Origin of the sequence: Eisenbergiella sp. OF01-20 (genome assembly GCF_003478085.1) — a bacterium.
Taxonomy (GTDB): domain Bacteria; phylum Bacillota; class Clostridia; order Lachnospirales; family Lachnospiraceae; genus Eisenbergiella.
The window spans coordinates 61,106-79,149 of sequence record NZ_QUES01000010.1 but is presented as its reverse complement, the minus strand read 5'-3'; the positions used below and the strand labels follow the sequence as shown (position 1 = coordinate 79,149).

At 50.7% G+C, this 18,044-nt stretch carries 19 protein-coding genes; 6 read left to right on the top strand and 13 right to left on the bottom strand.

The window, feature by feature from the left end; genetic code table 11:
* Window positions 1-22 precede the first annotated feature (22 nt).
* On the top strand, window positions 23-529 hold the full coding sequence (locus tag DXA36_RS13675; protein ID WP_118680108.1) for a hypothetical protein: 507 nt from the start codon (window positions 23-25) through the stop codon (window positions 527-529).
* A 214-nt stretch (window positions 530-743) separates the two neighbouring features.
* On the opposite strand, the gene DXA36_RS13670 is transcribed toward DXA36_RS13675, so the two are convergent.
* From DXA36_RS13670 to DXA36_RS13615, 12 genes are all read right to left on the bottom strand, one after another.
* A complete protein-coding gene (locus tag DXA36_RS13670) occupies window positions 744-1,619 on the bottom strand; it encodes a CAP domain-containing protein (protein WP_118680106.1) in 876 nt (291 codons plus the stop codon).
* 89 nt (window positions 1,620-1,708) lie between these two features.
* Complete coding sequence (locus DXA36_RS13665) at window positions 1,709-1,975, bottom strand: TfoX/Sxy family protein (RefSeq protein ID WP_118680104.1); 267 nt, start codon at window positions 1,973-1,975, stop codon at window positions 1,709-1,711.
* Window positions 1,976-2,049: 74 nt separating this feature from the next.
* A complete protein-coding gene (locus DXA36_RS13660) occupies window positions 2,050-2,778 on the bottom strand; it encodes an ABC transporter permease (protein ID WP_118680102.1) in 729 nt (242 codons plus the stop codon).
* The gene (locus DXA36_RS13655) at window positions 2,775-3,461 is read right to left on the bottom strand and encodes a fluoroquinolone export ABC transporter permease subunit (protein ID WP_118680100.1); all 687 of its coding nucleotides are present in this window, start codon (window positions 3,459-3,461) and stop codon (window positions 2,775-2,777) included. Before DXA36_RS13655 ends, DXA36_RS13660 begins: the two co-directional genes overlap by 4 nt.
* The gene (locus DXA36_RS13650) at window positions 3,458-4,312 is read right to left on the bottom strand and encodes an ABC transporter ATP-binding protein (protein ID WP_118680098.1); all 855 of its coding nucleotides are present in this window, start codon (window positions 4,310-4,312) and stop codon (window positions 3,458-3,460) included. The genes DXA36_RS13655 and DXA36_RS13650 overlap by 4 nt, the downstream gene beginning before the upstream one ends.
* 202 nt (window positions 4,313-4,514) lie before the next feature.
* Window positions 4,515-5,120, bottom strand: a complete 606-nt coding sequence (locus DXA36_RS13645) for a TetR/AcrR family transcriptional regulator (protein WP_118680096.1) — start codon at window positions 5,118-5,120, stop codon at window positions 4,515-4,517.
* A gap of 178 nt (window positions 5,121-5,298) precedes the next feature.
* Entirely contained in the window at window positions 5,299-6,123 is an 825-nt protein-coding gene (gene amrS, locus DXA36_RS13640; RefSeq protein ID WP_118680204.1) for an AmmeMemoRadiSam system radical SAM enzyme, read from the bottom strand.
* An 82-nt stretch (window positions 6,124-6,205) separates the two neighbouring features.
* Window positions 6,206-7,612: an AmmeMemoRadiSam system protein A gene (amrA, locus tag DXA36_RS13635; RefSeq protein WP_118680094.1), complete on the bottom strand. Its 1,407-nt coding sequence runs from the start codon at window positions 7,610-7,612 to the stop codon at window positions 6,206-6,208.
* Window positions 7,613-7,687: 75 nt separating this feature from the next.
* Window positions 7,688-9,118 (bottom strand): type I glutamate--ammonia ligase, encoded by a 1,431-nt coding sequence (gene glnA / locus DXA36_RS13630; protein WP_118680092.1) that lies wholly within the window; start codon window positions 9,116-9,118, stop codon window positions 7,688-7,690.
* Between the two features lie 96 nt (window positions 9,119-9,214).
* Complete coding sequence (locus tag DXA36_RS13625; protein ID WP_118680090.1) at window positions 9,215-10,174, bottom strand: Gfo/Idh/MocA family protein; 960 nt, start codon at window positions 10,172-10,174, stop codon at window positions 9,215-9,217.
* 283 nt (window positions 10,175-10,457) lie between these two features.
* Window positions 10,458-10,994: a GNAT family N-acetyltransferase gene (locus DXA36_RS13620; protein ID WP_118680088.1), complete on the bottom strand. Its 537-nt coding sequence runs from the start codon at window positions 10,992-10,994 to the stop codon at window positions 10,458-10,460.
* Complete coding sequence (locus DXA36_RS13615) at window positions 10,991-11,521, bottom strand: AAA family ATPase (RefSeq protein WP_118680086.1); 531 nt, start codon at window positions 11,519-11,521, stop codon at window positions 10,991-10,993. Before DXA36_RS13615 ends, DXA36_RS13620 begins: the two co-directional genes overlap by 4 nt.
* A gap of 270 nt (window positions 11,522-11,791) precedes the next feature.
* Here DXA36_RS13615 and DXA36_RS13610 point away from each other — a divergent pair, with 270 nt between their 5' ends.
* From DXA36_RS13610 to DXA36_RS13590, 5 genes are all read left to right on the top strand, one after another.
* On the top strand, window positions 11,792-12,793 hold the full coding sequence (locus tag DXA36_RS13610; protein ID WP_118680084.1) for a LacI family DNA-binding transcriptional regulator: 1,002 nt from the start codon (window positions 11,792-11,794) through the stop codon (window positions 12,791-12,793).
* 287 nt (window positions 12,794-13,080) lie between these two features.
* On the top strand, window positions 13,081-13,800 hold the full coding sequence (locus DXA36_RS33855) for a collagen-like protein (RefSeq protein WP_118680082.1): 720 nt from the start codon (window positions 13,081-13,083) through the stop codon (window positions 13,798-13,800).
* Between the two features lie 33 nt (window positions 13,801-13,833).
* Window positions 13,834-14,085 carry an acyl carrier protein gene (locus DXA36_RS13600; protein WP_118680080.1) on the top strand — a complete coding sequence of 84 codons (252 nt, stop codon included), beginning with the start codon at window positions 13,834-13,836 and terminating at the stop codon, window positions 14,083-14,085.
* On the top strand, window positions 14,078-15,580 hold the full coding sequence (locus tag DXA36_RS13595) for a class I adenylate-forming enzyme family protein (protein ID WP_118680078.1): 1,503 nt from the start codon (window positions 14,078-14,080) through the stop codon (window positions 15,578-15,580). The genes DXA36_RS13600 and DXA36_RS13595 overlap by 8 nt, the downstream gene beginning before the upstream one ends.
* The gene (locus tag DXA36_RS13590; protein ID WP_147366595.1) at window positions 15,567-16,436 is read left to right on the top strand and encodes a hypothetical protein; all 870 of its coding nucleotides are present in this window, start codon (window positions 15,567-15,569) and stop codon (window positions 16,434-16,436) included. The genes DXA36_RS13595 and DXA36_RS13590 overlap by 14 nt, the downstream gene beginning before the upstream one ends.
* Before the next feature lie 7 nt (window positions 16,437-16,443).
* Here the strand turns inward: DXA36_RS13590 and uxaC are convergent, their stop codons facing one another.
* A complete protein-coding gene (gene uxaC / locus DXA36_RS13585) occupies window positions 16,444-17,859 on the bottom strand; it encodes a glucuronate isomerase (RefSeq protein ID WP_118680074.1) in 1,416 nt (471 codons plus the stop codon).
* Window positions 17,860-18,044: the final 185 nt, after the last annotated feature.

Sequence of the window (18,044 nt, the reverse complement as noted above, 5' to 3'; positions counted from 1 at the left end):
TCTAACGAAAGGAGGGATACCTATGAAAAATGCCACTAAGTTCTGCATCATCACCATTGTTATCGGTATGCTGCTGGCTTTTACCATTTTTACGCTGTTTGCAAATGGTCTGCTGTCACTGGATACTTCATCCCCGTTTTTCATCCTGCTTATCCTGTTCGCCGGTGCTATGCTTGTTTCCCTGCTGATAGGCTCACTGTCTGCTAAAAACGAACCGCGGCTGAGGGAGGCTTATTCCTGCTGCGGCAATCTTGCCACCACCGGCGGCACCTGCCTGATTCTGGCCGCATTTCTTACATCCTTAAGCCCTGTCTTTAACGGAGTGCTGTTTGCGCTCGGCATAGCCATTTGTTTTTTCTTTCTTGTACTGCTTCTGGGCGGAATCCTGTGCTTCCTCCATGCTTATTTTTCTTTCCGTCCTGTTTCCTGCCCAAGCACCTCTGCGCCGGGACAGACCTATTCACGTCCGGGGTATGAAGATCTCCCCCTGGGAGATGAGATCGGCCGCAGCCGCAGGCCCATTCTCTGAGGCACAAACCTGCTGCCATACCGTACTGCAACGTTTTCTGTATCCTTATAACAGTTCAGACAAGTCTGAACTGTTACGTTTCCTCTATACAGAAAGAATCAGCCTCAGATACCTCTGAGGCTGATTCTTCTTAAACTTAAGGATGGCCCGCGGAGCATGGCATCCGTTGTTATGAATATAGGCATAGCTCGCGGAGCGCAACCGCCAAATTCTTTTAATAGGTAAAGAGCTGTGTCCAATAATTCACGCCGTTCCCATCCTGGTAATAGCCCACTCCAATGGATGTGAACTTTTCATTTAAGATATTGGCCCTGTGCCCGGCGCTGTTCATCCAGCTTTCCATAACCTGCTCCGGCGTTTTCTGTCCCCATGCTATATTTTCTCCGGAACCATTATAGCTGACGCCCTGCTCCTTTAACGCGGTGCTGAAATTGCTTCCGTCCGGTCTTGTATGGGCAAAGGAGGTCTTGATTTCCACCGCTCTGACCTGGGCTGCGGCCTGAACGTTCTGGTTTACCTGAAGGGCGGAAAGTCCAACTTTGGCACGCTCCTCATTCACCAGCTTTGCTACCTGGGCCGCAAAGGAAAGCTGACTGTCATTGTCTCCCGGTTTATTCTCTTCCGAACCGCCCGGATTGTTCTGATCCGGATTATTCTCATCCGGCTTCTGGCCAGGTTTGTCTGCATCCGGCTTATCCGTATCCGGTTTGTCCGTGTCAGGCTTGTCTGTACCGGGATTATCCGTATCCGGTTTGTCTGTGCCGGGCTTGTCTGTATCCGGTTTGTCCGTATCAGGCAGGCCGGTGTCAGGCTTTCCGCCTCCCTGGTTGTCATCCGGCAGGGTATCGCAGGGAGGTATTACTACCGGACAGTCTCCCCACTGAATGGACCCAAAAGAGTTCCCCATATTTTCCAGCTTATCTTTTATTTCACCAATGGAGTTCCCATTGACCACCACTACATTTTTATAATTCCCCTGGCTGCTTCCGGCAGCTTCAGCGGTAAGAACTGTATTCGGCCCGATGCCGGCCGCCATTCCCAATGCGGATACGGTAATTGCTCCTGCTGTAAGTAATGTAAGTTTTTTCATTGCTGTCTCCTTTACAATTATTACAAATTTATTACATTTATGTTACAAACCTATAATAATATAAAAAACAGCATTCTGATCGTGGAAAGTTATGGAAGCGGCAGCTTATGTTCCTGATAAAATTCTTTCAATTCTTTTTTCACATCCTCCGGCAGTTCCGTTTTTTTCACATTCCGGATGGCCCCTTCCAAAGCCAGAAGCCTGTGGATACATGCGGATTCATCAATATTCTGTATCATCAGCCAGGCCCGCCTGCTTCCCAGGCCGGCCAGCTGCCGGCTGGTATAAATCCCCACCTGGTTTAACTGTTCTTCCACAGTTTTTCCAATATTCGGAAGCTTGCTGAGTTCTCCCATACGCTGTCCCTCCGTTTTTGCTGCAACGCAGCTATGCGATCTGTCAATTTCTTCCCTTCCAGTATACTCCTTCTTTACAGGGAAGAAAAGCTTCCGCCGGCCTTATCTCTCTTTTTTCCCAGACCCCAGATCCAGGCCAGCCCGCATAAGACACCGGCCGCACCCAGCAGCGGCTGGTTCCGGGCCACCGCCGCACCGCCCCACCATGCGGGGAACAGCCACAGGAAATATTCCGCCCCTCCCCGGATAAAAAAGGGACAAAAAGCCGGCAGCATGGTCAGGGAGGCCAGTTTTGCCGCCGCCATCCCCTCCAGCCTGTTTTCGGAAAACCGGATAATCAACAGCGCATATACCAGGCCGAAGCCTCCGCCGGATACCGCCAGGCCTGCAATTATCCCTATCTGCAGCCTGCTTACAGAAAACGGAAGGAGCAAAAGGCCGGTAAGCACTGTAGCGCATACGGCGGGAATTCCCAGCCTGGATAGCAGATACCCTTTTTTTCCAAGAGGTGTTATCGCAGAATAGGAAGCAAGCCCTTCGTCCCGCTCCTCCAGCACCACCATTGCAGATACGAAGCAGAACATTGCCGGGGCCAGCAGGGAATATCCGATATCAATCAGCCTGTAATAAGGAACAAGCACTACCTTCTTATTAAAATATCCGCAAAGCATTTCTTCCAGAAGCGGCACACCCCCTTTAAAAAGGATTCCGCACAATATCGGTAGAAGGCAGGCGCAAAGCAGCATCCCATCTCTCCCAATACTTTTGAGCATCTGTAAAAAAGCGGCTTTCTGTGCCCTCATAATTTCACTCCTCCCAACCGTTTCCACATTTTCTCCATACAAAGCCAGGCCGCCCATGCACAAAGCAGCAGGGACGTTCCCGCCGCAAGCCAGACGGCAGCGCCGTTCTGCGGGATCCCCAGCAGCATTTTCATACATATCACTGTGGGAAAAAAAGCCAGTATTCCTTCTCTTCCCAGTAAAAAGAGAATCAGGGGGATAAACAGAATCATTTCTATCGGAACTGTAATAAGAAGATATTGGTTGATGCTGTTAATCCCGGAAGCAGCCGCCATCCCCAGCAGGGAAAACAACAGGGAGCCATATAAGGTTCCCCCAAGCACCAGGGGCAGCCTTTCTTGCCCATAGCCCGCACCGAGCGCCAAAACGGCCGCCACAACAAGGGAAATACCGGCAAAAGACGCCGCCTTGGACAGCATATATTCCCGGACAGTTACCGGTGATACTGCTATCACCTGCAGCACACGCTGGCTTTTCTCCAGCAGGATGCAGGCTCCCATGAAAAACAGGCCCATAGCCGCAGGATCGGAAAATATGAGCACGGCGGCTGCGGCCTCCCTCCATTCCCCGGGCAATACAGACAGCAAAAGCAGGTAAAGCAGGGTTAAAATACTATATAAAAACCAGAAGCCATAAACCGCCTGAAACCGGATATCCCCGGCAAGCAAACGAAGCAGTCTCATACCAGCGCCCTCCCCGTAACCTCAAGAAAAATATCATTCAGATCCGGCTCGCTCGTGTGCAGAGAGGTCAGTCTGTTTTCCCTGAGCAGTTTTTGCAGAAACAGGTCACTTCCAGTCTCCGAAAGCGGGCATTCCCTTTTCTCTTCCCTGCCGTCCTCTTCCCTGCGATACGTATACACAAGGCGGGCCGCTCCTTTCTGCATGACCAGATTATGGGGGCTGTCCAGCGCCCGTACCGCCCCGTTTACAATAAAAGCCACCCGATCGCAAAGTTCGGCGGCGTCATGCATGTTATGGGTGGTAAGAAGAATGGTTTTCCCTTTTTTCTTTTCTTCCAGAATCATATTCTTCATCACACGGCTGTTTGAGGGATCCAGCCCGCTGGTGGGTTCATCCAGAAACAAAAAACGGGGATCGTGCTGCAAGGCCCTGAGAAAAGCCAGCCGGGAACGCATACCTTTGGAAAAGCAGGAAACCTTTTTATCCGCGTCCCTCTCAAGCCCCGCTCTTTCCAGGCTGTCCTCCGGCGGCAGGCAGGGTTTACGGTACAGGGAGGCAAAATAAAGAAGGTTCTGCTTTGCCGTGAGTTTTTCATACAAGGCAGGGAACTCAAAATCCACTCCGATTTCTTCATAAAAGGCCGGCGTCCTTTTTCTGCATTCCATACCGTCCACCTTTACACTCCCCTGATAGGCGGTAATCATCCCCGTCATAATTTTCTGCAGCGTCGTCTTGCCTGCTCCCGACGGCCCCAGAAATCCGAAGATTTCGCCGTTTTCCACGGAAAAGCTCATATCGTTTATGAATGGCTTTTTCCCGTAACTGAAAGTAAGTCTGTTTACTTCTATCATAATTCTCCTTCTTTACTATTTGACCATTATGTTTTTTATAGTCAAATAACCGGTAAAATAAAAGATGATCCATCCTATGAACCATCCATATAGCAAGCCCGCGCCCCATAGCCGTTTTCCTGCGGCGCGGACTCCACCCGTTCCCGCCGGGTGCCTATCTCCCCTTACTGTCCTGCCTGTCTGGACGGTTACTTTCAGCCTTTTATTCAAAAAGCTGCAGAACCAGCCCCCGGATCAGCAGGCGCAAGGAAGCGTAAGTGCCCTCCTGCCCGCCCTCATGGCTGTAAATCATCGCTGTAAAAGCAGCCCGGAAGGCCCCTCCAAACGTTTCCGCCAGTTCCCCAGCGCACACGGTACCGGAAGGAAAAAGCTTTCCTATAACCGCTTCCACCATCCTGGCATCCTCCATAAAATGAGCCGCCAGTTCCTCTCCGGGCAGCTTCCTGGCCAGGATTTCCAGTTCCCCGGAATTCATCAGCCTTATAATAGGCGCTTCATCGGCCCTCCGGAAGAAATCCATAAGCAAATCCGTTACCGTTTCCACGTCCAAGGGCCTTCCCGCCAGGCTGTCCACACGTTCCAGAAGCTGTTTTTCCATATTTTCATGAAACTGCATCAACACCTGGAACAACAACTGTTCCTTGGACTCATAAAAGAGATAAAAGGTCCCCTTGGGTATCCTCACCCGCCGGACCAGTTCATCCACCGTAGTTTTTCTGATTCCATAAGAGCACATGCAATTCATCGCCTCTTCCCGGAGGCGCTTGTCAATATATTCTCTTTCCTGCTCCGAATAGGATTTCGGCAAGGGACTCACCTCTTTTTGACTGTTTTATTGTTTTTAGTCATTATAATTCTTACCCAACATTCTGTCAAGCGGATTCGGGGCGGATGTGTTTGTATCGGATTCGCTTATACCGGATTCGTTTGCCCCTGATATACATACACCGGCCCTCTCACAGTCGCTCCCTATCCTCTCCTGCGTATCAGCAGTTTCCCGTAAATACATGAGGCAGTATTTCCCGGGCAGCTTCCGCCAGTTCATATACGGTGCGCACCTTTGTGGGAGGCCTGTCTGTCATCTTCCACCGGGGAAAAAAGCGGGTCACATGAAGAGGAATTTCCCGATCCACCTCCGCCGTCCAGGAAGCAAGCTTTTTCATCTCCTCCGGCGTATCATTTTCACCAGGGACCACCAAAACGGTCAGTTCCACATGGCAGGAAGCGGCGGCCCGGCGGATGAACTGCTTCACCGTTTCCAGATCGCCGCCCAGCTTCCGGTAGTATTCTTCCGAAAATCCCTTTAAATCAATGTTCATGGCATCCACAAAGGGCAATACCTCCTCCAGAATCGCCTGCGTCACACTCCCGTTTGTCACTACTACGTTTTTCATTCCTTCCCCGCGGACAAGTCTGGCCGTATCGCGTACATATTCATAGCCTATCATCGGTTCATTATAAGTAAAAGCCACGCCGATATTGCCCTTTTTTTTCAGCTCTGCCGCTTTCCCGGCAAGCTCCTCCGGGGTCAGATAAACAGTGTCGCATGTCTCATTGCACATGGAAATCTCATAATTCTGACAGAACGGACAGTTTAGATTGCATCCAAAGCTGCCGGCCGAGAGTATCAGGCTGCCCGGTTCATACATCGCCAGCGGTTTCTTTTCAATCGGATCAAGAGCAAGGGAGGTCAGTCTTGCGTAGCTCAGGGAACGGCTTTCCCCGTCAGCATTGGCCCTGGCCCGGCATCGTCCTGCCTGTCCGGGCTGCAGCCGGCAATGGTGCATGCAGACCGGACAGATGATTTCCATGGAACGCTGTGCTTCCTTGGAACGCTGTGCTTCCTTGGAATGCTGTGCTTCCTTGGAATGCTGTGCTTCCCTTTTCCCCGTTTCATTCCTTTTCTCCATGGCGTATCACCTCAAAACGTTCCAGCGTGACCGGATCCTCTTCCCCGATCCCCGCCTTTCTCCTGGCAATGGCTATTTGATCTTCCACGGTATCCACACCTTCCAGATCCGGCAGCAGCAGTCCCCGTTTTCTCCCTTTTGTCACAATCACCCCGTACGTTTTGGCATCCAGCTGCGCCGCAGAGGCAACCGGCTCCGGAACTCCCAGCACATCTACGCTGTAAACCAGTGCCTCCAGTTCTTCCTCTCCCACAGGAGGGAACCGGGGATCCTCCGTTCCCGCACGCACCGCATTCCGCAGGATTTCCTCCGCGACACTGCCGGTGACCGGGGCAATGGTTCCGATACAGCCGCGCAGCATCCCTTCCTTATGGACAGACACAAATACTCCCGCCCGGTTTCCCGTCATTTCCCGCGGCAGTTCCTCCGTTTCTTCCCGGGAAGGCACATATACGCTTCCGGTCCGTACAAAGGTTTCCAGCGATTTTCTCGCCAGACGCACATAGCTGTCCTCCCTGTCCTTCCGGCTCTGTATATCCCGACTGTTCTTCCGGGTATATTGCTCCAGGAAACGACGCCCTTTATCTTCCCCCGTCACATGATACGTACAGATCCCATAGCCGACGCCGAAGGGACCCTGATATGACAGTTTTTCCGTTTTTACGGCTTTTCCGTCCAGACAGCCGGCCATCATGGTAAAAGAGCGGTGTCCGCATTCCCCTGCTTTTTCACAAAAGCTTTCCGGGTATTCCAACAGTTCGCCGAATGCCGCATTTCCCATCGAATTCATAATTTTCCGGTCATAAGCCGGTCCTTCTTCCCTGTATCCATAAGGGCCGTCCTCCTTCAGCCGGTGTGACAGATCGCCGCTGGCGATTACCACCGTCCGCCGGTCCAGCCGGACAGCGGCCTTTTCAATCAGCATGCCCGCCCGGTAGTGTTCCGCCTTGGAAAGCCCCGAAAGCCCTATACGCACAAGGCGGCAGCCTTGCAGATATTTATTCACAAAGTACAAGGGTACCATTACGCCATGATCCAGCCTTTTCTCCCGTTCCCCCAGGGTGCCCAGCGGGAAACCGGCTTCCTGCGCTTCCCGGCAAAGGCAGCGGACAAATGTCTCGTCATACTCCGCCTGCAGCGCCACCTGTCCTGCCCGGAACTGCCGGAAATCCCCCGCCGCTTCTTTTCCCGGTGACACATGGAAATAGTCAGCATACATCACCGAATGAGGGGATATCACGACTATCGTTTCCGGTTTCAGGGCCGCAATTTCTGCGGCCGCTTTTTCATAGCCTTCCGTTGTTTCCCTGATTCCGTTTTCTTCCCCTTTTCCGATTTCCGGGACAATCAGCGGCGGATGGGGAACCATAAACCCAGCTATCACTGCCATTTCTGCTCCTGTCTGCGCAGCTGTGCGCGTGAAACGAAAATAAGAAACTCCCCGTTTTCTTGCCGGGAAAGCCTTTTACAAATCATAATAAGCATCAAATTCCGCCGGGTGGGGGATCTGGCTGATCGCCCTGCTTTCCTTTCGTTTCCTTTCCAGCCAAAGCAGAATCAGCCGTTCCGGGAACACCCCGTTTTTTGTGAGATAAGCATGATCCTTTTCCAGGGCGTCCAGCGCTTCCTCCAACGTTTTCGGCAGCGACTGTATCTCTGCCTGCTGTTCCGGCGTAAGCTCATACAGGTTATAATCATATGGTCCCCATCCGTTGGCAGCGGGATCGATGCGGTTTTCAATCCCGTCCAGACCCGCCATCAAAATGGCGGCATACGCATAATAGGGATTAGCTGTGGCATCCGGGCTTCTCAGCTCAAACCGCTTCTGCTCAGGCGCTTTTGCATATGCCGGTATGCGGATGACCGCGCTCCGGTTGGAAGTGGCATAGCCAATGGTAACCGGGGCCTCAAACCCAGGAACCAGCCGCTTATAGGAATTGGTGGACGGGTTTGTCCAGGCACACAGGGACGGTGCATGCTTCAGCAGTCCGCCGATAAAATAGTGGGCGGTCCGGCTTAAGGAAGAATAGCCGTCCTTATCATAGAAAACCGGTTTGCCGTCCTTAAACAGAAGCATGTGCACATGCATACCGCTTCCCGCTTCCTGGTAAATCGGTTTGGGCATAAAGGTGGCGGTCCGGCCTTCCTTTGCAGCCGCATTTTTCACAATATATTTGGTAATCATGGTCTTATCCGCCATGTCAACCATATCCCCAAGCTCCACTTCGATTTCAAGCTGCCCCGGACCGCCCACCTCATGATGGTGGTATTTCACCCGAATTCCCCAGTCTTCCATCAGCATGCACATTTTGCTGCGAAGATTGTAGGAGATATCCTGGGGAGCCGCAATATGATAGCCGCCTTTGTGCTTCACCTGATATCCCAGGTTAAAGCCGCCATCATCGCCGGTATTCCATTCCGCCTGTCTGGTATCCACTTCATAAGAGGAACCGTTGGGAGCCACCTTATAATTGACGGTATCAAACAGATAAAATTCAAATTCCGGGCCGATCAGCATCTTATCCGCCGTACCGGTGGCCTTCATATAATCCACAGCCCGCAGGGCCACATTCCTGGGATACTGATCAAACGGTTTGTTTTCCTGTTCCCCGATCACACATACATCGCCGGTCATGGAAAGCGTGGGTATATCCACAAAGGGATCTATGACAGCGCTTTCCGGATCAGGGATAAATACCATATCACTCTTTTCTATAGGCGCATACCCGTAATTAGAACCGTCAAAGCCGATCCCGTATTCAAAAATACTCTCTCCGAACCGTTCCGCCGGTATGGTGATATGCCGGAAACGCCCGTCCAGATCCACCATTTTAAAATCGATCATACGGATGTCGTTTTCCCTGCACATCTGCAGGATTTTTTCGCTTTTTTCCATAAATAACCCCCATCTGCGGCCGCTTTTGCCGCGTTCTTATTTCTATCATAAATTATAACGCTATACCGGCACGTTTTACAAGGATCCATGTCAAAGTCAAGCCTTTTCCATGATCCGGTCAAACAGCCTTGCACACTCCAGAGTAAGGCTGTGGGGAACCACCGGGCTTTCTATCCTTCCGTCCCGGATACAGTTTACCGCTTCTTCGATTTCATAAAGGAAGCCGTTCTCCGTAACGGTATCCTGGAAATGCATCAACAGTTCATTGTCCTTATTGTACAAAAATACTTCTTCCGCAAAATGGGGATGGGGAATCACTATTTTCCCCTGGCTGCCGTAAATCGCCATTCTCTCATGAAGCGCAGCCGCAAAGCTGGTGCGCAGCGAGGCCAGCAGGCCGGGATAACGGATGGTCACCTGATCGGATATATCCACACCGGTATCACTCCATACGGCAGACACCTGTACATCCTCAGCAGGCCGCTCAATCATAAAGGTGGTGAGTTCATAGGCATAAACCGTAATATCATAAGCGGCTCCTCCGCCGAGCTTCGGGCTGTAATAGCGGTTGTCCTTATCAACAGGCGCCAGGAACCCGATAGCCGTGTCAATAAAGGAAGGAGTGCCTATTTTCCCCTCCTCCATCCACTGCTTGGCCATCTTAACGGCGGGAAGGAATCTGCTCCACATGGCTTCCATGACGAAAACTTTTTCTTTTTCTGCTCTCGTAAATACTTCTTCCGCCTGGGCGCTGTTGAGGAACATCGCTTTCTCACATAAAACAGGCGTTTTGTAATCCAGGCAGAGCATGCATAATGCGAAATGGGCATCCTGCGTCACCGCAATATAGACACAATCCGGTTTTTCCTCCGCCAGCATTTTTTCATAGCTGTCGTAGGCGGCTTTAATGCCGTTTTTCTCTGCAAAGTTCTCCGCACGATCCATGGATTTACTCGCAACCGCCGCCACCTCGCAGTCCTCCATACGCTTTACCGCGTCACAGAACTTGTTGGCAATATTTCCCGCTCCCATAATGGCAAATTTAAAATTTTTCATAGTGTTTCCTCTCTCCCTGTCGGTATATAGTAACCGCGCAGCCTTCAGCCGGACCGTTACTGCATTCGGCCACTCAAATCGCCGCGCGTGCGGACGGACGCCTGCCGCCACCGTGTTTTCTCACGATCTGCGCCATGAATGCGCAGATCTGCCTGCTCTGTTACAGTACATACTGTTTCTAAAAGCAGAATAACCTTATTCCCCCGGAAAAGCAACCAATTTTATGCTCCGACGGTCAAAATTCCTCCTTATTACTGTTAATTCCGTGACTGGCAGCATCCTTTTACAACAGTGATTTCTCCATGCTCATGCAGATCAGAGACATTCCGTTTTCATGTACTGTAAATGTATTTTTTTCTATAAATCCATGTTTTTTATAAAAAAGGACAGCACGTTTATTTTCTGACAGGGCTTCCAGCATGCAGTATTTACAGCCCCGTAACCGCATTTGGCTTTCCGTTTTTTCGTACAGCACATGTCCGATACCTTTTCCTATGTAGTCAGGATGCAGATAGATGGCATATAGCTGTGCCGTATCCCTGTCATCCGGCATATTTCCGAAAACGGATGAACCGATTATCTCCCCTTCCGCTTCCGCCAGGACGCATATATCTCCCCGTTTGAGGCTGCTTCTTATTACAGGCATCCAATGATCGTCCGTTAGGGAAGAAAGGTAACTTTCATCCATCATGCCATGATATGCCGCTTTATAGCCGGCATTCATCTGGCAGCTTATGATTCCGGCCTCTGCCGCCTCCGCGTTTCTATAGCTAACTTTAACGGCCGCCTTACTTCTTACTGCTGTTTTCTTTCCTGTCATATCCTTATGTCCGCCTCTTCTCCTGTCCCTGTTATCTTCAATATCGCATCCGCGGTTTCCTCCGCCGTCAGGCCTGTCACATCAATACGCGGGTAATCCGTATTCTCATATACGATCCGGGAATAGCTGATTCCCCGCCGGATCCGTTCCTCGTCCCGGCCGTCCGCCCTTGCCCTGCGGATATTTTCTTCCGGTTCACAATACAATAAAACCGGTACCAGTTCGAACCGGATTCCTTTCTGCCTGAGTTCTTCCAGCAGTGCCTCAAACAGCTGCTTCCTGTGTCCATGAAAACCAAAGGGGAATATGACATTCTGTATTTCCCCGCAGGCAAAGGAATTCTCCATCATGGCAAGGATATTCTTATAATTCAGGCGGATCAGTTCCTCATTAAATATAGGGGGATTTGTCATACGGCAATAATCACTGTCGATGTAGGCGGAATGCGGCAGTTTTTTCAGCAGCTCCGCGCTTGCCGTCGATTTTCCGATTCCATTCGCTCCGCATAGCAATAGCAGTCTTTTCATTTCCACTCTTCTTTCTGTGTATTAGTCAGTCCCCTTTTCTTCTGCCGGCAACATTGTCGTCCGCATAAAACAGCATTTCCGAATTACGGATGGATGTAACAAAAGTGGGAACCGTATGTAAGCAATTACATTTGCTTCCTCCCATTATATATTGTATAATACTTTCCATCAAGCATGTATGCGCTTACATAATTTATAATTTATAAGGAAGGTTACTGGTCACGGAATAGACCGTAACCAAGGGAGTCTGCAACAGAAAGGAATTTCATCATGAACATTTACGATATATCCAAACAGGCAGGCGTTTCCATTGCCACCGTATCCCGTGTATTAAACGGAAGCGACAAGGTAAGCCCTGCCACCCGGGAGAAGGTGCTTCAGGTCATTGACCAAAACAGTTACACGCCTAATGCCTTTGCCCGCAGCCTTGGCCTGAATTCCATGCATACCGTGGGGATCTTATGTGCGGATTCCTCCGATGTGTATCTGGCGTCGGCCATCTATTATCTGGAAAGGGAGCTGCGTCAGAATTCCTATGCTTCCATGCTCTGCTGCACAGGATATCATCTGGAGGAAAAGAAAAAGTACCTGCAGCTGCTGCTTTCCCGGAATGTGGATGCCCTGTTTTTTGTCGGTTCCAATTTTGTGGAGGATACGGATAAAAACAATGCGTATCTTTTTGAAGCCGCAGGCAAGGTACCCGTTTTCATCTTAAACGGTTATCTGTCCGGCAGCCGCATTTATTCCGTTCTCTGCGACGACCGTCTGGCGGTAAACGAAATGACAGCGTCCCTGCTGTGCAGCGGTTCCCGTTCCCCTGTCTATCTCTACCGGAGCTTAAGCTACAGCGGCCAGAAAAAAATAGCAGGCTTCCGGGAAGCCTGCCTGGAAAAGGGGCTGCAGGATGTGGAAAAAAGAATTTTTGCCAGCCCCGCATCCATCCACGAAACAGCCGCTCTTCTGGATTCCCTGGAAAACGAAGGGCTTTGCTTTGATTCCTGTGTCACTGCTGATGATGAGCTGGCTGTCGGGGCGGTAAAATATGCGTTGTCCCACGGCAGGAGGATACCGGGGGATTTCCAGATAAGCGGCTATAATAATTCCCAGCTTTCCACCTGCAGCACGCCTGAAATCACTACCGTTGACAACCGTGTGGAATTTATGTGCACAACAGCCGTGTCTCTGCTGATGCAGGTTTTTGACGGGAAGGATATACCGGCGCGGACGGTTTTTTCCGGAGATATCATTTATCGGGATACCACAGTCAGGTAAAGTCCGGGGTATCCCTTGTCATCCCGGAGCATATTTGAAAATTGCCCTGACGGGCATTCCGCATGGCGGTATTAACCGGCAGTCCGCCGCCGGAGGCCGCCGGAATAACAGCCTCCGGGATTGCTTTCCCGTTTCCGTATCAATAACAAATCCGTCTGTTTTCCCCCTTCCCTGCATTCGCAGCGTATATGCTTCCCCTTCTTTTCCAGGCCCTGCGGGAACATTTTCCCGGCAGGAACATAAGCTATTCTATAAGAGATAAAAAATCTTGTGATTGGAGATAAAAAATGTCGGATGAAATGAACGGAAGAAACGCAGGAAGTTATGAGCGGGGAAACAGCTATTGCAATTGCTGCTCCCCTTACCGCCGGGGGCCGCGGGGCAAGCAGGGACCACAGGGACCGCAGGGTGAACCCGGGCCGGAGGGTATGCCCGGGCCGGAAGGGCCGCAGGGGCCGGCCGCTGCTACCATCCCCTTTTCGCTGTCCAATGTAAACAGCTCCGGTGCGCAGATATCCGCCGATGCGCAGGGAAATCCGGAAACCATCGCTTTTGCCGGCTTTGGCGGTGACAGCGGCTACGGGCTTTATCTGCAGCCGGGAGAATGGGCTTCCCAAACCATCACCATAACACAAAGCTATGCCTATCCCAGCTCTTTTATCATGCCCTATGACGGAATACTGAAAAATATCTATGCGCTGGCAGCTACCAGAACCTCTTTGTACCTGGAGGAAGGGATAACCATGCGCCCCTTTGTCTGTCTGGGCGTATCTGACGGCAGCGCGCTTGTGTTCCGCGTCCTTCCGGAAACCATTACCTATACACAGCCCTACGTGGGCGGGACGGAAATTCCCAAATACAGCGTCCGTAAAGGCTCGCTCACCGACCTGAATATCAGCCTGGAAGCCGGCACCCTTGTAACTATTATTGTGGGCTGGATGGGAGAAGGGGTTACATCGGAGCAATCGACACAAATATCCGTCAGCGGCGGACTTTTTATTGAGTAAACAAAGATTCAGAAAACGGAGGCAGGATCAACAATGACAATACGGGAAGCCATTCTGCAAAAGATAAGGGGATACCAGTTTGTATCCGCACCGGTTACCGGGAAATCAAATCTGTATACCGATTTGGGCTTTGATTCCCTTTCTTTTGTGGGCCTGCTTTTCCAAATAGAAGAAGAATACGGGATTACTTTCGGAATCATGGAAATGGAGCTGTGCCTGCAGGTTGACAATCTCATAGCCATGACGGAAAGAAAAGTAAGGGAGCAGGACGGAAACCATGATTAGAGATTTGCTGCTGCGACGAAAGGACCAGGAACGGACTGCGCTCATTGAAAACGGCAGGGTGGTTTCCTATCGTGCTCTCACGGAAAAAGCGGAAGCGGTCCGGCAGCTGTTTGCGGGCGGCGAAACGGAAACAATAGCAGTTTACCTGCCCGACGGAGAGGCTTTTATCGCCGCTTTTTTCGGAATCCTTATGGCTGGTATGACCGTATTTCCCTTAAGCACAAAGCTCACGGAATACGAAATACTGCCGCTGCTTAACCAGGCGGATGCTCATACGATTCTTACCGCAGCGCACTATGCCCCTTTGTTTGAAGCGCTGTCGCCGGAATTTCCCGGATGCTTCCGAATCCTTTATATCGGGGAATACGCCGCACATTCCCACCAGGACATTCTTCCTGCCGCAAAGGCCGGGATTCATAAGCCCATGCTTCTGTTAGGCACATCGGGCACGACCGGAAATGCCAAAATCGTCCAGCTGTCGGAGAGCAATCTTTCCTACTGTGTCCTCTCCTATCTCTCCAAAATGGATTATGATAAATATGCATCCGTCCCCATACGGTACTTTATTGCCGCTCCTTATTCCTCTATTTACGGCCTGCTGATTCTGGCCGCCTGCCTCACAAAAGGCTTTCCCATCATATGTATGCAGGAGCCTTTTTCCCTGGATGTGCTGTATAAAGCGGCGGAACAATATCAGGTAACCCACTACGAGGGCGGAGTTATCGCCGCTGTCCTGATGGATCAGCTGGCAGGCAGGAAGATCCCTTATGATATCCGTTCTTTCCGCTATTTCGGCCTGGCCGGAAGCAAGGTATCCCCGGATATCCTGCACCGGCTCTCCAAATCCTTTCCCTCCATTGAATTCTGGACGGGATATGGCATGACAGAAGCTTCCCCCCTGATCACGAAACCCTATAAAAAAATGGATCCGGAAAAGTTTGCCTCCGTGGGAACCGCCCTAAAAGGCGAAACCCTTCTCGTGGAAGCGGATGGGCAAAAAACCGACAAACCCTATATAAGGGGTGAAATCCTGGTAAAAGGACCGAATGTCATGCTGGGATACTGCAACAACCAAAAAGAAACGGATAAGATAATAAAAGATGGTTTTTTATATACCGGCGATATCGGATATTTGGATAAAGACGGTTATTTATATATCTGCGGCAGAAAGAAAAACGTAATTATTGTAAGGGGCTTCAATGTCTATGCCGAAGAGGTGGAAGCCTGCCTGATGAACTGCCCTCTGGTAAAGGACTGCATCGTATACGGAGAAAGTGACGGGAAGGGAAATGAAAGGGTCTGTGCCGATATCGTCCCTGCGGCATACGCATCTTGTGAGGAAGCCGGCCCTTCCATAGAGGAACTCCATTCCTATTTCCGCACACATCTGTCGGCTTACAAACAACCGCAGAAGATACGGCTGCTGGACCGGATCGAAAAAACAGCAACCGGTAAAAACAAAAAGACTGGGGAAACGGCTCATGAAACTGATTAATTTCCAGGGATTGAATTGTTACTACAATTGTATAGTAAGCATTGCTAACCATCACCATCTGGATTATCCTTTGTCTTTCGCCTCCCTATGGTCTGAAACCGATTTTACTTACGAACCCTGCCGGCAGGTATTTCTCACACAGAGGATGCCGGCGGCCCTGGAGGCCATGGGACTGCGGCTGCAGATGCTGCCCTGCGCTCCCCCCGGGGAAGCGCAGGAAAGCCTTTCTTTCTTTCAGGACGGAGAAGCGATCCTGACCGGAATGGATGCCTGTTATATTCCCTGGTCCCCTCTGTACCGGCTTCATCACGGCCCGCATTATTTTATTGCCCGGAAAGAGGATTCCGATACCCTTACCTGTCTCGATCCCACCTATAGTCTCAGCGGCGGAACCATAAAGGCGGCCGATATCCTGGCGTATACCTTTGATATCAGCCGCCTCTGCAGGGTACCGGAGGCCGCCGGTCCGGCAAAAGCCATCTCTTTGCCGGAAGAAGAAGCCCGGACGGTCCTTGAAAACCATCCGGGCTTCTGCCGCAGACTGCTGCCGGCAGTCAGAGCCTGTATCCGCAAAGAACCGGAATACGCCCTTCTGCTGGCCAGATATACGGATGCCCTGATCAACAACCGTTATTTATACCGCTGTTACCTCAACAGCCTGCCTCCTCCCCGGAATGACTGCGCCGCACATTTCACAGAGGAGTTTTATACCCGTTGGACAGCGATCAAAAACGGCCTGTTTAAAGCGTCCGTCTGCCGGGATAACAAAGACCTGATCGATCAGGTCTGCAGACGCCTCTCTTCTGTTATCCTGGAAGAAATCGATATGGCGGAAGCGATCCGGAAAACCGGGTAACTGCGTTTTATTTTTCTTCCAGCGCGAACCCGAAATACCGGACTGCATTGTTATAGGAAATCCCTTTTATAATACGCTGCAGCATCCTTTCCTCATATGGATATTCCCCGTTTTCCACCCATCCGCCGATAAGATCGCAGAGGATCCTGCGGAAATATTCATGTCTGGGGTAGGATAAGAAGCTCCTGGAATCCGTAAGCATACCGATGAAATTACCCAAAAGGCCCAGATTGGCAAGGGAAGTCATCTGCTTTTTCATCCCGCTTTTATTGTCATTAAACCACCATGCGGATCCCTGCTGGATTTTACCTGCGGCATCCGCATTCTGGAAGCAGCCGAGGATGCTTCCGATAACTTCGTCATCATTAGGGTTCAGACTGTAAATAATGGTCTTGGGAAGGGCTCCCTCTGTATTCAGGGCATTCAGGAAATCCGCCATCTGGCTGGAGGGAGCATAATTATTGATACAGTCATATCCGGTATCCGGCCCCAAAGAACGGTACATGGAAGAATTATTATCTCTCTTGCAGCCATAATGAAGCTGCATTGCCCAGCCTCTTTTTGCATATTCCGCCGCAGCAAAAGACAGAAAGGCTGTTTTGAATTTCAGCTCCTCTTCCCGGCCCGGTTTCTTCCCTGCCAGGCGGCGTCCGAATATTTTCTCAATATTCTCTTCCGTCTCCGGCACATACATCACATATTCCAATGCATGGTCACTGGCCCTGCATCCATAGCTGTCAAAGAAATCCAGCCTTTTTTGCAGCGCCTTTTTCAAATCTGCAAAAGAACGGATATCTGTCTGTGCCGCAGCCCCCAGCTTCTCCAGATATGACGTATAATCCGGCTTTTCTATATTCATGGCTTTGTCCGGCCTCCACGCAGGAAGCACCTGTACCTCAAAGCTGCTGTCCTCAGCCAGCGCCTTATGCCAGCGCAGATCGTCCGCCGGATCATCCGTCGTACAGATCAGGGTGACCGCCGACTGCCGGATCAGATTTCTCACGCTCATGCTGTCCTCCTGCAGCCTGGCATTACAGATCTGCCATACCTCTTCTGCCGTTTCCCCATTCAGAATCCCATGATAGCCAAAGAAACGCTGCAGTTCCAGATGGCTCCAGTGATACAGGGGATTTCCCACCGCCAGCTCCAGGGTTTCCGCCCATTTCTGGAACTTTTCCCTGTCGGGGGCATTTCCGGTAATGTAATATTCCTCCACCCCGTTGGAACGCATCTGGCGCCATTTGTAATGATCTCCGCCCAGCCATACCTGCGTGATGTTTTCGAATTTTCTGTCTTCCGCGATTTCCTGGGGATTGATGTGGCAGTGATAATCCAGGACAGGCATAGGCTCCGCAATTTCATGAAAGAGCTTTTTAGCCGTATCCGTACGCAATAAGAAGTCCTTGTCCATAAATGGTTTCATTTTTCTTCCTCCAGTTATGTAAATGCTTACATTTTTCTTTCATTATATCCTGTCCTTTCTGAAAAGTCAAATCCTCATAGCCGTTATATAAAGATATCTTTTTGTAAAAACAGGTTGACTGTAAAGGAAAAGAGGTGTAATTTTAATGTAAGCCCTTACATACTTTTTTAAGGAGGAATACATAA

Coding starts and splice junctions, on each gene's coding strand:
- DXA36_RS13675 (WP_118680108.1), top strand. CDS start 23: ATGAAAAATGCCACTAAGTTCTGCATCATCACCATTGTTATCGGTATG.
- DXA36_RS13670 (WP_118680106.1), bottom strand. CDS start 1,619: ATGAAAAAACTTACATTACTTACAGCAGGAGCAATTACCGTATCCGCA.
- DXA36_RS13665 (WP_118680104.1), bottom strand. CDS start 1,975: ATGGGAGAACTCAGCAAGCTTCCGAATATTGGAAAAACTGTGGAAGAA.
- DXA36_RS13660 (WP_118680102.1), bottom strand. CDS start 2,778: ATGAGGGCACAGAAAGCCGCTTTTTTACAGATGCTCAAAAGTATTGGG.
- DXA36_RS13655 (WP_118680100.1), bottom strand. CDS start 3,461: ATGAGACTGCTTCGTTTGCTTGCCGGGGATATCCGGTTTCAGGCGGTT.
- DXA36_RS13650 (WP_118680098.1), bottom strand. CDS start 4,312: ATGATAGAAGTAAACAGACTTACTTTCAGTTACGGGAAAAAGCCATTC.
- amrS (WP_118680204.1), bottom strand. CDS start 6,123: ATGGAAATCATCTGTCCGGTCTGCATGCACCATTGCCGGCTGCAGCCC.
- amrA (WP_118680094.1), bottom strand. CDS start 7,612: ATGGCAGTGATAGCTGGGTTTATGGTTCCCCATCCGCCGCTGATTGTC.
- glnA (WP_118680092.1), bottom strand. CDS start 9,118: ATGGAAAAAAGCGAAAAAATCCTGCAGATGTGCAGGGAAAACGACATC.
- DXA36_RS13625 (WP_118680090.1), bottom strand. CDS start 10,174: ATGAAAAATTTTAAATTTGCCATTATGGGAGCGGGAAATATTGCCAAC.
- DXA36_RS13620 (WP_118680088.1), bottom strand. CDS start 10,994: ATGACAGGAAAGAAAACAGCAGTAAGAAGTAAGGCGGCCGTTAAAGTT.
- DXA36_RS13615 (WP_118680086.1), bottom strand. CDS start 11,521: ATGAAAAGACTGCTATTGCTATGCGGAGCGAATGGAATCGGAAAATCG.
- DXA36_RS13610 (WP_118680084.1), top strand. CDS start 11,792: ATGAACATTTACGATATATCCAAACAGGCAGGCGTTTCCATTGCCACC.
- DXA36_RS33855 (WP_118680082.1), top strand. CDS start 13,081: ATGTCGGATGAAATGAACGGAAGAAACGCAGGAAGTTATGAGCGGGGA.
- DXA36_RS13600 (WP_118680080.1), top strand. CDS start 13,834: ATGACAATACGGGAAGCCATTCTGCAAAAGATAAGGGGATACCAGTTT.
- DXA36_RS13595 (WP_118680078.1), top strand. CDS start 14,078: ATGATTAGAGATTTGCTGCTGCGACGAAAGGACCAGGAACGGACTGCG.
- DXA36_RS13590 (WP_147366595.1), top strand. CDS start 15,567: ATGAAACTGATTAATTTCCAGGGATTGAATTGTTACTACAATTGTATA.
- uxaC (WP_118680074.1), bottom strand. CDS start 17,859: ATGAAACCATTTATGGACAAGGACTTCTTATTGCGTACGGATACGGCT.